Raw genomic sequence first — 13,715 nt, 5'->3', positions numbered from 1 at the left:
GCAGGCGGGACCGACGGACGCGCCGGGACCGGCGGAAGCGGCGGAACCGGCGGAGCCGTCAACCCACCGGCAGCCCGGCCGGCCCGGCCTTGCGCAGCTCCCGCGGGGGCGTCCCGAACCACCGCCGCGACGCGCGGGACAGCGCCGACTGCTCCGCCAGCCCGATCATCGCCGCGACCTGGGTGAACGGCAGGTCGGTCCGCAGGATCAGGCGCTCGGCGGTGTCCCGGCGGGCGTCGTCGACGACCTGCTCGAACGTCGCCCCCTCCCCCGCGAGGTGACGCTGCAGCGTGCGGGGATGCACCCGCAGGAGCCGGGCGACGGAGCCGATCCGCACCGGCCCCGACCCCAGCGACCGGTCGACGGCGGCCCGCACCCGGTCGGTGACGGTGCGCCCGGGCCGGTCGAAATGGGTCTCCAGGTACTCGATGGCGATGGCGCGCACGGTCTCGTCGCCGCCGGCCAGCGGGCGTCGCACGAGGTCGGCGGGCACGCGCAGCACGGCGGCGGGCCGGTCGAAGCGGACCTCGGCGCCGAAGAACTCGCGGAAGCGGTCGGCGTCGGCGGGAGCGGGGTGCGGCAGGTGCACCGACCGCAGCCCGTAGGGCCCGCCCGACAGCAGCCCGACGATCCGATGCAGCACCCCCACACCCAGGTCGGCGGCCTGCGGCGGGAGCGGGTCGGTGCTGCCGTACTCCAGCCCGGTCACCCCGGCGACGCCCTCCGGGTCGGCGACGGCGCCGATCGTCAGCGCCGGGCTGTGCACGTAGAGGTAGCGCGAGGCGCAGTCGAGCGCGTCGCCGAGGGTCGCCGAGTTCTGGACGGCGACGGCGAGCGGCCCGAGGATCTCCGGGCCCTGCCGCTGCGCGAGGCGCAGGCCCAGGTCGCCGCACCCGAGCTCGGCGGCCGCGGTCTCCAGCACCCGGGCCACCGACCGGGTCGGGACCAGCGCATCCGGGTCGACTCCCTCGACGGCGTCGATCGGGATGCGGAACCGTGCGAACAGCTCCGCTCCGTCGCCGCCCAGCTCGCCGACGAGTGCGACGAGCCCCCGCAACGCCCTCGCCCGGGTGAGTGATCCGGTGCCCATGTCGTACGAGGGTAAGTTGTTGTCGCGCCAGGTCAAGTTACTCCGGGTAGGTTTGGGGCAGACTGGATCTCGGTCAACAGAGGTAGTCAGCGCGGACGCGCCCGATGAGGAGGACCACATGACGCAGGCCGGCACGACGCCCGCTCCGGACAGCACCGCCGGCGAGCACCGCGACGTGATCATCGTCGGGGCCGGGCTCTCCGGCATCGGCGCCGCGGCCCGGCTGCACCAGGAGCTGCCCGGTAAGGACTACGCGATCCTCGAGGGCCGCGAGAACATCGGCGGTACCTGGGACCTGTTCCGCTACCCGGGCATCCGCTCGGACTCGGACATGTTCACCCTGGCCTACCCGTTCCGGCCGTGGCGTGAGCCGAAGTCGATCGCCGACGGCGCCGACATCCGCCGCTACATCACCGAGACCGCCCGCGAGTACGGCGTGACCGAGCGGATCCGCTTCGGCACGAAGGTCGTCGGTGCGTCCTGGGACTCGGCCACCGCGCGCTGGACGGTGGACACCACCACCGCGCAGGGCCCGAAGCGCTACACCTGCTCGTTCCTGTTCATGTGCTCGGGCTACTACGACTACGACAAGGGCTTCCAGCCGGAGTTCCCGGGCCGGGAGGACTTCGCCGGCACCTGGGTGCACCCGCAGTTCTGGCCGGAGGACCTCGACTACACCGGCAAGAAGGTCGTCGTCATCGGGTCCGGCGCCACCGCCGTCACGCTGATCCCGTCGCTGGCCGCGAAGGCCGGGCACGTCACGATGCTGCAGCGCTCGCCGTCGTACCTGACGGTGCTGCCCAGCAAGGACCCGGTCGCCGACCAGCTGCGCCGCTTCCTGCCCGCCACGGTCGCGCACGCCATCCTGCGGCTGCAGTACGTGACGCTGACCCAGGCGTTCTACCAGCTCGCGCGGCGCCGCCCGGAGCGCGTGAAGAAGGTGCTGCGCGGCCTCGCGCTGAAGTTCCTCAAGGACGAGTCCTACGTGGACAAGCACTTCACCCCGAGCTACGACCCGTGGGACCAGCGCCTGTGCGTCATCCCCGAGGGCGACTTCTACAAGTCGATCAACCGGGGTGACGCCTCGGTGGTCACCGACCACATCGAGCGGATCACCGAGAAGGGCATCCGGCTGCGGTCGGGCGAGGAGCTGGAGGCCGACGTGATCGTCTCGGCGACCGGCCTGTCGCTGAGCCCGCTGGGCGGCATCACGATCCACGTCGACGGCGAGCAGGTCGACATCGGCAAGACCGTCACCTACCGCGGCCTGATGCTGTCGGGCCTGCCGAACCTGGCGTTCTGCATCGGCTACATCAACGCGTCCTGGACGCTGCGCGCCGACCTCGTCGCCCGCTACGTGCCGAAGCTGCTCGCGCTGATGGACCGCGAGCGGATCGCCGTCGCCACGCCGGCGCCGACCGCGTCCCCGGACCGGCCGCTGCTCGACATCGAGTCGAACTACGTGAAGCGCTCGGAGCACCTGTTCCCGCGCCAGGGCCGCAAGGACCCGTGGCGGCTGCACCAGAACTTCTTCCTCGACGCCGTCGGGCTCGGCCGCGCCGACCTCAAGCGGGACATGATCCTCACCCCCGCCTCGGCGCTGGGTGCCCGTGACGCCCGCGTCCCCACCCCGACCGCGTCCGGCATCGCCGCCGACACCGTCGCCGCCCCGGCGACCGCACAGCAGGAGGTGGCCTCCTGATGGCCCGCTCACCGTTCCGCTTCGCCGAGGGCACCGCCGTCGTCACCGGTGCCGCCGGTGGCATGGGCGAGCACGTGGCCCGCCTGCTCGCCGAGCGCGGCAGCGACCTGGTGCTCGTCGACCGCGACGGCGACCGGCTCGACACCGTCGCGTCGGCGATCCGCGCGAAGCACCCCGGCCTGTCGGTGACCACCGAGACCGTCGACCTGGCCGACCGCGACGCCGTCGACGCCCTGTCCACCCGGATCCTCGCCGGTCACCCGGAGATCCGGCTGCTGGTCAACAACGCCGGCGTCGCGCTCGGCGGGGACTTCGCCCGGCTGACCCTCGACGAGTTCGACTGGGTCATGAACGTCAACTTCCGCGCCCCGGTGCGGCTGACCCACGCCCTGCTGCCCGCGCTGACCGCGCGGCCCGGCGCGCACGTGGTCAACGTGTCCAGCCTGTTCGGGCTGATCGCCCCGCCCGGGCAGTCGGCGTACTCGTCGTCGAAGTTCGCGATCCGCGGCTTCTCCGAGGCACTGCGCGCCGAGCTCGCCCAGGTCGGCGCCACCGTCACCACGGTGCACCCGGGCGGCATCCGGACCGGGATCGCCGCCGGCGCCCGGGTCGGGGTCAACATCCCGGCCGAGGAGGCCGAGCGCGGCAAGAAGGACTTCGAGAAGCTGCTGACCTTCCCCGCGGAGAAGGCCGCCGAGCTGATCGTCGACGCGATCGCGAAGCGCCGCCCGCGGCTGCTCATCGGCATCAGCGCGAAGGTCCCGGACCTGCTGGCCCGGCTCGCCCCGGCGAACAGCATCCGGATCTTCGCGAAGCTGGTGGGCGCCTCGGGGAACGCGAAGGCGGCGCGCACGCGATGACCCTCCCGCAGACCCGCTTCGTCGACGTCGGCGGCACCCGGATCCGGGTCCGCGAGTCCGGCGACCCCGCCGGTGAGCCGGTCCTGCTGCTGCACGGGATCGGCCGCAGCCTGGAGGACTGGGACCCGCAGCACGAGTTCCTGTCCCGGTACCGGGTGGTCGCGCTCGACCTGGCCGGGTTCGGCCACTCCGACCGGGTGCCCGGCCCGGCGACGCTGGAGAAGCTCGCCGACACCGCGCTCGCCACCCTCGACGCGCTCGGGGAGACCCGGCCGGCGCACGTCATGGGCAACTCGCTCGGCGGCGCCGTCGCGCTGCTGATCTCCACCCGGCACCCCGAGCGGGTCGTCTCGCTGGTGTTGGCCGACCCCGCCGGGTTCGGTGCCGAGGTGACCCCGGCGCTGCGGGTCATCGGGGTGCCGCTGCTGGGCCGGTTCCTGCTGGGCCACCTGGACGCCACGGCGGCGCGACGCTCGGAGCGGTCCCTGTTCGTCGACGGCTCCCTGGTCACCGACGAGCGGGTCGCCCGCGCCGTGGAGATCGCGCGGCGGCCGGAGTTCGCACTGACCTTCGCCGAGGTCGCGGCCGAGCTGGGCACCGTCCGCGGGGTCCGGCCGGGCTGGCGGCGCGCGTTGCTCGACGCGTTCGCCCGCGCCCCGAAGCCGACGCTGGTCGTGTGGGGTGAGCGGGACCTGATCCTGCCCGCGGCCCAGCTGCGCGCGGCGGGCCGTCTCCCGCAGGTCACGACGCACGTGTTCGGCCGGGTCGGGCACATGCCCCAGATCGAGGTGCCCGGCGCGTTCGCGACGCTGGCCTGCGATCACCTCGCCCGGGCGGGGCGGCGGACCAGCATCTCCAGCGACAGCCGCGCCGGCACCAGGTAGGGCAGGACCACGGCGGGCGGGCCGTGCACGGTCAGCCAGGTCCGGGTACCGGCCCCGGACGGCCGCACGCCGTGGTCCAGGCTCAGCCGCACCCGGTTCAGCGGGGAGGCACTGGCGCCGAGGGCGACGTCCCAGGCCCAGGTGCGGGCGCGCTCGTCGACCTCGGTGACGGCGAAGGACACCGTGACGCCGAGCGGGCCGCGGACCTGCCCGGTCACGCCGGGGCGGATCCGGTCCGCCGCGGTGTCGACGCCGAGGATGTAGGGCGCCCACTCCGGCCAGCGGGCGGGCACGGCGTAGCGCTCCCAGACCTCGTCGGCGGGTTGCGGGCCGCGGGCGTGCAGTGTCAGGCGCATCGACGACGATCCTGGCGGCTGCGCGCCCCCGCCGCGCGACGGGCCGGTACCGGCCGTAGCGTCGGGTTCATGCGGATCGCCCCCTGGCTGGCCGCCCTGGTCACGCTCCCCCTGCTCGCCGCCTGCGGCACCGGCCCCAACCCGGTGACCAACGCGCTGTCCGGCGCCGAGGCCCCGGTCGCCGCGGCGGGCGCGGGCCTGGTGCCGGTCACGGTGTCGGTGCCGCCCGGGGCCGCGACCGCCCCGTTCGACGAGCCCCGCGAGGCGCTCGTCCCGGCCGGGTGGACGGTGTCGGTGTTCGCCCGCGTCCCGAACGCCCGGCTGGCCGTCTGGACCCCGGACGGCGAGCTGCTCGTCTCGGTGCCCGACGACGGCCGGGTGCTGGCGCTGTCGCGCACCGGTGAGCAGCGGCCGTTGCTCGACGGGCTCACCCAGCCGCACGGGCTCGCGTTCTCCCCGGACGGCGGCACCCTCTACGTCGCCGAGTCGAACCAGGTGTCGGCGTACGCCTGGGCGCGCGGCGCGGCGACCGGGCGGCGGGTCGTCGTCCCCGGCCTGCCCGACGCCAACTCCCCCGACCTGCGCGGCGCCTACGGCCACGAGCTGAAGTCGGTCACCGTCGGCCCGGACGGCGCGGTCTACGTCTCGATCGGGTCGACCGGCAACATCTCGGTCGCCGACCGGGACGCCACTCCCCCGCGCGCGTCGATCCTGCGGATGCCGCCCACCGGAGGGCCCGCGGCGCCGTTCGCCACCGGGGTCCGCAACGGCACCGGGCTGGCCACCGCGCCCGACGGGTCGGTCTGGACCGCGGTCAACGGCCGCGACAACGTGCCCTACCCCTACGACCGGCCCTACGGCGACGCCGGTGGCTCGTCGTTCGGGAAGGTCGTCGACGGCTACGTCACCGACCACCCGGCCGAGCCGCTGGCCCGCCTCACCCCGGGCCGCGAGCTGGGCTGGCCGTTCTGCAACCCGGACCCGGACACCGACCCGGGTGTCGCCGGGTCCGCGCAGGACTTCGCCGACGTCGGCCTGGTCGCCGACGCCGAGCTCAGCCCCGGCGGGCGCGCGATGGACTGTGCGGCGCTGGCCCCGGTGGAGCAGTCGTTCCCGGCGCACTCGGCGCCGCTGGGACTGTCGTTCACCGAGGGGGTGCTGCCCGCGCCGTACGCGGCCGGGGCGCTGGCCGGGGTGCACGGCTCCTGGAACGCGGACCCGCCGCGGGCCCCGGAGGTGTCGTTCTTCCCGTGGCGCGACGGGACGCTCGGCGCGCAGCAGACGCTGGTCGGCGGGTTCCAGGACCCGTCGGGGTCGCGCTGGGGCAGGCCGGTCGCGGCCGTCGCCGGGCCGGACGGCGCGGTCTACGTCACCGACGACGACGCCGGCGCGGTCTACCGGGTGGCCCCGCCCGGACGGTGAGCGCCCGCCCGTGACCGGGGCCGCAGTCGGCCCGGCCGCCCGCGGTGCCGGGGTAGGTTCACCCCGGTCGCCCGAGGACGGGTGACCGGGAAGGGTACGGGGCGATGCGGATCGTGGACTGGGCCGGCGACGACGAGGGCGGCCCGGCGGTGGTCCTGCTCGACCAGCGCGCGCTGCCCGGCGCGACCGAGCACCTGTACCTGCGCACCGTCGACGAGCTGATCGAGGCGATCCGGTCGCTGGCCGTGCGCGGTGCCCCGAGCCTGGGCATCACCGGCGCCTTCGGGGTCGCGCTGGCCGCGCACCTGCACGGGACGGCGACGCCGGTCGCCGTCGCCGCGGTGCGGGCCGCGGCCGAGCGGATCGCCGTCGCCCGGCCCACCGCCGTCCCGCTGGGGCTGGGGGTGGCGCAGGCCCTGGAGGCGCTCGACGGCGGCCCGCCCGCGGTGCTCGCGCAGGCCCGCGCCGTCGCCGCGGAGGCCGCCCGGGTCAACGCCGCGGCGACCGGCCGGGCCGCGGACCTGGCACAGCAGCTGTGCCCGGACCGCCCGCTGCGGGCGCTGACGGTGTGCAACACCGGCCCGCTGGCCACCGGCGACGGCGGCACCGCGCTGGGGGCGGTCCTGCGCCTGCACGAGCGCGGCGCGCTGGCCGAGGTGCTGGCGTGCGAGACGCGCCCGCTGCTGCAGGGCGCGCGGCTGACCGTCTGGGAGCTCGCCGCGGCCGGGGCGCCGCACCGGCTGTGCGTCGACTCGGCCGGTCCCGCGGCGATCGCGTCCGGGCTGGTCGACGCGGTGTTCGTCGGTGCCGACCGGATCGCGGCCAACGGCGACGTCGCGAACAAGATCGGGACCTACATGCTGGCCTGCGCCGCGGCCCGGTCCGGGATCCCGTTCGTGGTGGTCGCGCCGGAGGAGACGATCGACCCGCACACCCCGACCGGGGCCGACATCGTCGTCGAGCAGCGGGGGGCCGAGGAGGTCCGCGAGCACGGCGGCACCCTGCTCACCCTGCCCGGGACCCCGGTCTACAACCCGGCGTTCGACGTGACGCCGTTCGACCTGGTGACCGCGATCGTCACCGAGGAGCGGGCGTGGGGACCGGGCTCGTCGCCCGCACCTTCGCCCGCTGGGCCGCGAACCGCCCTCGCACCGCACTGATCTCGGCGTCGGGCAGCAGCCGCGGCTCGCCGACGGCGCGGGCGCGCGCAGCCAGACGTCGCAGAGCCACTCCAGCTGGCGGGCGCCGTCGTAGGCGGCGCCGAGGGTGTCGCCGAGCACCAGCGTGCCGTGGTTGCCGAGGACGACGGCGGTGGACTCCCCCAGCGCCGCGAGCGCGTTCACGACCAGCTCACGGCTGCCGAACGGCGCGTACTCCGACACCCGCACGCCGTCGCCGAACATCGCGAGCTGGTAGTGCACGGCCGGGACGTGGTCGGACAGCGTCGACAGCGCGACCGCCGCCGGGGAGTGCGTGTGGACCACCGCGACGGTGCCGGGCCGGGCCTGCGCGGCCACGTGCAGCCCGAGCTCGCTGGTCGGCTCCCGGGTGCCGTCGACGACGGTGCCCTCCGCGTCGACGAGCACGACGTCCGCGGCGGTCATCGTCTCGTAGTCCACACCGGACGGGGTGACCGCGATCAGGTCCCCGGTGCGCAGCGACAGGTTCCCCGAGGTGCCGACGACGAGGCCGTCGCGGACCATCCGGCGGGACCAGGTGCAGAGCAGCTCGCGGGCGGGGGTGTGGTAGTGGGGCACCCGGGCAGGATCCCACGCCCACCCGACCGGGGGTCACACCTCCGGGTCGACCCGTGCCCGTCGGGGCGCGCCGGGTGCCGCCGGGGCCGCAGGATCGTGCCACCGCGGACGCCGGGCTCGGCCGGGACGCCACGCGGAGGGCGGTAGGACCCCGACCGCGCCGGCTCCCGGCGCAGGAAGCGAGCACATCGTGAGGACCGCCCTGCGCGCCGCCACCACCGCGGCGGGCGCCGTCGCCGCCGCACTCGCCCTGGCCGCCGTCACCGCCGGGACGGCGTCGGCGCAGCCCGCGCCGCCCGTCGAGCCGCCGCTGAGCCCCGCCGACCAGGCCGCCCAGTTCGCCTGCCTGCAGAAGTACATGGACTTCACGAACCTGACCGGCGACGCGCTGAAGGACCCCATCGGGTTCTCGGCGACGGCCGCCCAGGCCGCGCAGGCGTGCGACAAGGTCCGGGCCCCCGGCACACCGGCCCCGGTCACCCCGCCCGCGAGCTGATCCTCAGAGCAGGTCGCTGCGGCTGAGCACCCCGACCAGCACGTCGTCGGCGTCGACGACCGGGACGACCCGGAACCCGCGCCGGGACAGCAGGTCCTCGGCGTCGGTGAGCGGGTCGCCCGGGTGCACGACCTCGACGTCGCGGGTCATCACCTCCGAGACGGTGCGGGCCCGCAGCCGCCGGCCGCCGTCGAGGGAGCCGTGCATGAGGTCGGCCTCGGAGACGATGCCCAGCAGGTGGTCCCGGTCGTCGACGACCGGGACCGCCGTGAACCGGTAGGACAACAGGACCTCGGCGGTCTCGTCGAGGGCCAGCTCCGGCGGGATCGCGACCAGCCCGCCGTCGGTCATCACGTCCGCGACCCGCAGCGACGACGTCGGGCGGCCGCCGATCCGGCCCGCCCCGCGCGGCGCCATCGCCTCCGGCAGCGGCGCCACCGGCACGACACCGCCGATCCGGCGGGCGGTGCGGCGCAGCCGCCCCCCGGAGTGCCGGTGCCGCAGCAGGTCGCTGCGGGTGATCACACCGACCAGGATGCCCTTGTCGACGACGGGCACCAGCCGCAGCTCGCCGTAGACCCGCATGCGGTGCGCGACGATGGAGATGTTCGTCGTCGGGAGCACCGACACGACCTGCTCGGTCATCGCGTCGCCCACGACGGCGTGCGGGTCGTCGCGGTGGCGCAGCACGTCGACCAGGGAGATCACCCCGACCAGGGAGAACCGCCGGTCGACCACGGGCAGGGCGGAGAACCGGGACTCGGCCATCCGCTCCTGCGCCCGCGCCAGCGGAGCGTCCGCCCAGATCGTGACGACGCGTTCGGTCATGACATCGCGGGCACGCACCACCATGGACGCACCGTAACCACGGCGACGTCGCGGCCGCCATCGCTCACCGTTCGAGGTGGCCGAACCGGTGCCGGGTGCGGCTGACCGCCTGCTCGCGCAGCACGGTGGGGATCTCCCGGCGTCCGTCGAGCACGACCGGGGTGTCCACGACGGACGCGCCCACCTCCGCGGCGGCCGCCCGCAGACCCTCGGGCACGGTGCCCAGGGCCCGGATCCGCTCGCCCGCGACGGGGACGAGCCCCTCGCCGCCGTGCACCCCGCCCGGGACCTCGCCCGGCGGGATCCCCGGCCCGTGCAGCCGTACCGGGACCCCCGCGGTGGCGGCGGCGAGCAGCACCCGCAGGACGTCGGCGCGGGCGGTACCGGTGCCGCACCACAGCGTCACCGACGGGGCGGGCCAGTAGCGGAACACGTTGGACTCCGCGGCCAGCCCGGTCGGGTCGTGCTCGATCCCGAACTCGGTGTCCCACGCGCGGGCGTCGGAGGCGGCGGCGCGGGCGAGGCGGTCGCGGGCGGCCGGGTCGAGGTCGGCCGCCGCGGCCAGGACGCGGTCCGCGGCCGGGCCGGAGGCCGGTCCCGGCCCGGGGAGGTCGCCGTCGTGCCAGGTGCCGAACTGGGCGACGTAGTTGGGTCCGCCGGGCTTGGCGCCCGGGCCGAGCACCGAGCCCTTCCAGCCGCCGAAGGACTGGCGCTGCACGATCGCGCCGGTGATGTGCCGGTTGACGTAGGCGTTGCCGACCTCGACGCGGTCGAGCCAGTGCGCGATCTCGTCGGAGTCGAGGGAGTGGATGCCACCGGTGAGGCCGAAGCCGGTGTCGTTCTGCCAGGCGATCGCCTCGTCGAGGTCGCGGGCGGCCATCAGGCCGAGCACCGGGCCGAAGCACTCGGTGCGGTGGAACCAGCTCCCCGGCGACACCCAGGCCCGCACGCCCGGTGTCCACACCGTCTCCGAGACCCGGCGCGGGCGCACCAGCCACCGCTCCCCCGGCTCCAGCGTGGTCAGTGCCCGGTGCAGCTTCGCCGAGGGCGCCTCGATGAGCGGGCCCATGGTCGTCGCGAGGTCGGTACCGGGGCCGACGCGCAGGGTGGTGACGGCGTCGACGAGCTGGCGGCGCAGCCGCCTCCCGATGGCCGAGCCGGTCGCGGCGGGGCCGACGAGGATGGCCAGCGACGCCGCGGAGCACTTCTGCCCGGCGTGCCCGAACGCCGAGCGCACGAGGTCGGCGACGGCGAGGTCCGGGTCGGCGGCGGGGGTGATGACCAGTGCGTTCTTGCCGCTGGTCTCGGCGACGAGGTTCAGGTCGGGCCGCCAGGACCGGAACAGCGCGGCGGTCTCCGAGGAGCCGGTGAGCACGACACGGTCGATGTCGGGGTGGGTGACCAGCCGGCGTCCGGCGTCGGCCTCGTCGGTGGGCAGCAGCTGCAGTGCCTCGCGCGGGATCCCGCCGCGGTGCAGTGCGGCGACGCCCGCCTCGGCGCACTCGCGGACCTGCGGGGCGGGCTTGAGCAGCACCGGGGCGCCCGCGGCGAGCGCGGCGAGGCAGCCGCCGAGCGGGATCGCGACCGGGAAGTTCCAGGGCGGGGTCACGGCCACGACCCGGTCCGGGGTGAACGGGGCGCCGTCGAGCTCGGCGGCGCGCTCGGCGTAGTAGGCGGCGAAGTCGACGGCCTCGGAGATCTCGGGGTCGGCCTCGGCGACGGTCTTGCCCGCCTCGTGCAGCATCACCGACAACAGCGTCCCGCGGGCGGCGGCCAGCGCGCGGGCGGCGCGGCGCAGCGTCGCAGCCCGCTCCGCGGCGGGGACGTCGCGCCAGCCGGAGGTGCGGGCGCGCTCGACCGCGGCGTCGACCGCGGCCGGGTCGGTGACGAGGGGGACCTCGGTCCGCGCGACGGCGGTCGTCGCGGCGCGACGGGCCCAGTCCCGGTTCGTGGGCAGCGACGGGTCGGTGTCGGGCTCGGCGCGGAACCCGGCCGGCACGGGGTCCCCGGGCAGCGGGCCGTCGGTCCCGACGGGTGCGGACACGGTGCGGTCCTGTGTGCGGCGCGGGGTGTCGGCGACGGCGTCGCGGTCGCGCACCGAGGCGAGGAACCGCTCCTGGTAGGTCGCCGGGCCGCCCGAATCGGGAGCGAACAGCGTGTACAGGTAGCCCTCCGGGGAGGCGTTCTCCTCCAGCCGCCGGACCAGGTAGGACACGGCGGTGTCGAAGTCGCCGCGGTGCACGACGGGGGTGTAGAGCACCAGCTGCGAGCCCGGACCGGACTCCGGCAGGTCGCCCGCGACGGCGTCGGCGAACGCGGGGGCCATGCCCTGGAGCATCTCCAGGTCCAGCTGGGACCGGGCACCGCGGGCGTCGGCCAGTTCCAGGGCGAGCGCGACGTGGTGCAGGTGGTGCGACGCGACGCCCAGGCGCATCCCGTCGGCGTGCGGGCCGCCGATGCCGCGGTCGAGGAGCCGGACGTAGTTGGCGTCGACCTCGGCCTTGGTGGCGAAGGGCGCCTGCGGCCAGTCGTGCAGCTCGGCGTCGACCCGTTCCATCGCCAGGTTCGCGCCCTTGACCAGGCGCACCTTGATCGGCGCCCCGCCCGCGGCGGCGCGGCGGGCGGCGAACCCCCCGAGCTCGTCGAGCGCGGCGACGGAGTCGGGCAGGTAGGCCTGCAGGACGATCCCGGCGGGCAGGTCGTGGAACTCCGGGCGCGCCAGCAGCGTGGTGAACAGCGCGACGGTGAGGTGGAGGTCCTTGTACTCCTCCATGTCGAGGTTCACGAACACGCCGTGCTCGCGGGCGGCCCGGTAGAGCGGCAACAGCCGGTCCACGAGCAGGTCCCGGCTGCCCTCGAGGTCCCACGGCACGAGCTGGGCGACGACCGAGGACGCCTTGACCGACACGTGGTCGACGCCCGGCCGGCGCAGCAGCGCGATCGTGCGGGCGAGGCGACGGTCCGCCTCGTCGTGGCCGAGGACCGCCTCGCCGAGGAGGTTGAGGTTGAGCCGGTGGCCGTCGCGCCGGGCCGCGGCGAGGCGGCGGTCCAGGCCGCGCCCGCCCGCGTCGACGATCAGGTGCCCGACCAGGCTGCGCAGCCGCGACCGCGCCGCGGGCACGACGACGTGCGGCAGCGCCGTCGCCAGCCGGCCGCCGGCCCGCAGGAGCAGCCGGTCGGTGCCGGCGACGAACGCGGGCAGCGCGGCGCCCGCCCCGGCCAACCGGGCCAGCTCACGGGCCGCGACCCGGTCGTCGGCGGGGCGTGCGACGCGGTCGACGAAGCGCAGCGTGAAGTCGACCCCGGCGGGGTCGTGCATCAGCGCGGCCAGCCGCTGCGTCGGGTCCGCTCCGCGGCCGGAGCCCGACGACGGGGCGGTACCGGTGCGCTCGGTCCAGCGGCGGACGCGCTCGACGGCGCGCCCGGTCAGCGCGTCGTCGAGAGCGGGGACGGGGTGGGTGGGGTGCACGCTCACCCGCCCAGTCTGGACCCACTGTCAGGACCGTGTCACGTCGACGGTGCTGACAATCCGGTGACGACCGTGGTCAGGACTCCGTGAGGTCGGTGTCGGGCAGCGACCCGAGCAGGGCGAACGCGTCCAGGTAAGGCTGGACGTCGCCGCGCTCGGTCCAGGCCCGCAGCTGCGCCGCCGACCGGCGGGTGACCAGGGCACGGGCCAGGTCGAAGTCCGGGGCCCGCACGACGACCGCGGCCCCCGCCTCGTCGCCCGCGGACACCCAGCGGCGGCCGTCGCCGACCAGCGCGATCGGCGGGAGGTCCCCGAGGGCGTCGGCGAACCGGCCCAGGAACTTGTCCATGATCGCGTAGAGGCCGGGGGTGTGCTGCCCGCCGGGCTCGCGCAGCGCACCACGCAGGTCCTGCTCGTGGATGATCACGTCGCCGAGCGGGCGGGTCGTGTTCCCCGCCATCCAGTCGCGCAGCGGGCCGGTCAGCGACTCCCACTCCGCGACGAGTGCCGCCACGTCGTGGTCACGCCGCGCCCGCACCTGCCGGTCCGTCCACTCCTCGTTGTGGTCGTCGGGCTCGTCGCCGCGCACCACGTCCGCACCCAGACCGACCATGTGCGAGAACAGGTCGCGCACCGTCCAGTCCGGGCAGGACGGGACCGTCAGCTCCGAGCGCTCGGGCGGCAGGTCCCGCACCAGGTCGATGACCCGGCGCTGCGCCCGGGTCCACTCCTCGATCTCGTCGATACCGCTCACGGGCACCGATCCCATCACGACCGGGGCTCCCGCGCCGCCCCCATGGGTGTTTTGCCTGGACCGCGCCCGGGCACCTGGGGATCATCGAACCGGACAC

11 protein-coding genes and 1 pseudogene are annotated in these 13,715 nt (G+C 75.7%); 6 read left to right on the top strand and 6 right to left on the bottom strand.

What is annotated here, in order from left to right; translation table 11 throughout:
- Window positions 1–58: 58 nt before the first annotated feature.
- Complete coding sequence (locus tag DMP17_RS31600; RefSeq protein ID WP_226365241.1) at window positions 59–1,090, bottom strand: AraC family transcriptional regulator; 1,032 nt, start codon at window positions 1,088–1,090, stop codon at window positions 59–61.
- 118 nt (window positions 1,091–1,208) lie between these two features.
- Here DMP17_RS31600 and DMP17_RS31595 point away from each other — a divergent pair, with 118 nt between their 5' ends.
- From DMP17_RS31595 to DMP17_RS31585, 3 genes are read left to right on the top strand one after another with little or no spacing between them, the layout of a single operon-like run.
- On the top strand, window positions 1,209–2,792 hold the full coding sequence (locus DMP17_RS31595) for a flavin-containing monooxygenase (RefSeq protein ID WP_337831449.1): 1,584 nt from the start codon (window positions 1,209–1,211) through the stop codon (window positions 2,790–2,792).
- A complete protein-coding gene (locus DMP17_RS31590; RefSeq protein WP_337831448.1) occupies window positions 2,792–3,652 on the top strand; it encodes an SDR family NAD(P)-dependent oxidoreductase in 861 nt (286 codons plus the stop codon). Before DMP17_RS31595 ends, DMP17_RS31590 begins: the two co-directional genes overlap by 1 nt.
- On the top strand, window positions 3,649–4,536 hold the full coding sequence (locus tag DMP17_RS31585; RefSeq protein ID WP_226356987.1) for an alpha/beta fold hydrolase: 888 nt from the start codon (window positions 3,649–3,651) through the stop codon (window positions 4,534–4,536). Before DMP17_RS31590 ends, DMP17_RS31585 begins: the two co-directional genes overlap by 4 nt.
- On the opposite strand, the gene DMP17_RS31580 is transcribed toward DMP17_RS31585, so the two are convergent.
- Window positions 4,473–4,892 carry an SRPBCC family protein gene (locus tag DMP17_RS31580; RefSeq protein ID WP_208825606.1) on the bottom strand — a complete coding sequence of 140 codons (420 nt, stop codon included), beginning with the start codon at window positions 4,890–4,892 and terminating at the stop codon, window positions 4,473–4,475. The two genes, DMP17_RS31585 and DMP17_RS31580, sit on opposite strands and share 64 nt — an antisense overlap.
- Window positions 4,893–4,961: 69 nt before the next feature.
- On the opposite strand from DMP17_RS31580, the gene DMP17_RS31575 reads away from it, so the two are divergent.
- Both DMP17_RS31575 and mtnA read left to right on the top strand, forming a co-directional pair.
- Window positions 4,962–6,314: a PQQ-dependent sugar dehydrogenase gene (locus tag DMP17_RS31575; protein WP_337831447.1), complete on the top strand. Its 1,353-nt coding sequence runs from the start codon at window positions 4,962–4,964 to the stop codon at window positions 6,312–6,314.
- A gap of 104 nt (window positions 6,315–6,418) precedes the next feature.
- Window positions 6,419–7,474, top strand: coding sequence for an S-methyl-5-thioribose-1-phosphate isomerase (gene mtnA / locus DMP17_RS31570; RefSeq protein WP_226356985.1), 1,056 nt, complete (start codon window positions 6,419–6,421; stop codon window positions 7,472–7,474).
- On the opposite strand, the pseudogene DMP17_RS31565 reads toward mtnA, so the two are convergent.
- Window positions 7,392–8,017: pseudogene (locus tag DMP17_RS31565) on the bottom strand (class II aldolase/adducin family protein). The gene mtnA and the pseudogene DMP17_RS31565 sit on opposite strands and share 83 nt — an antisense overlap.
- A gap of 244 nt (window positions 8,018–8,261) precedes the next feature.
- On the opposite strand from DMP17_RS31565, the gene DMP17_RS31560 reads away from it, so the two are divergent.
- Window positions 8,262–8,567, top strand: a complete 306-nt coding sequence (locus DMP17_RS31560) for a hypothetical protein (protein ID WP_226356983.1) — start codon at window positions 8,262–8,264, stop codon at window positions 8,565–8,567.
- 3 nt (window positions 8,568–8,570) lie between these two features.
- On the opposite strand, the gene DMP17_RS31555 is transcribed toward DMP17_RS31560, so the two are convergent.
- The 3 genes from DMP17_RS31555 to DMP17_RS31545 form a co-directional block, all read right to left on the bottom strand.
- Window positions 8,571–9,419, bottom strand: coding sequence for a CBS domain-containing protein (locus DMP17_RS31555; protein ID WP_226356982.1), 849 nt, complete (start codon window positions 9,417–9,419; stop codon window positions 8,571–8,573).
- 40 nt (window positions 9,420–9,459) lie between these two features.
- Window positions 9,460–12,870: a bifunctional proline dehydrogenase/L-glutamate gamma-semialdehyde dehydrogenase gene (locus DMP17_RS31550; protein WP_337831446.1), complete on the bottom strand. Its 3,411-nt coding sequence runs from the start codon at window positions 12,868–12,870 to the stop codon at window positions 9,460–9,462.
- A gap of 70 nt (window positions 12,871–12,940) precedes the next feature.
- Window positions 12,941–13,618, bottom strand: coding sequence for a maleylpyruvate isomerase family mycothiol-dependent enzyme (locus tag DMP17_RS31545; protein ID WP_337831445.1), 678 nt, complete (start codon window positions 13,616–13,618; stop codon window positions 12,941–12,943).
- Window positions 13,619–13,715: the final 97 nt, after the last annotated feature.

It is taken from the genome of Pseudonocardia sp. TMWB2A, from assembly GCF_017312135.1.
Note: the sequence above shows the minus strand (reverse complement) of the source record. Positions and strands in the feature narration are given on the sequence as shown.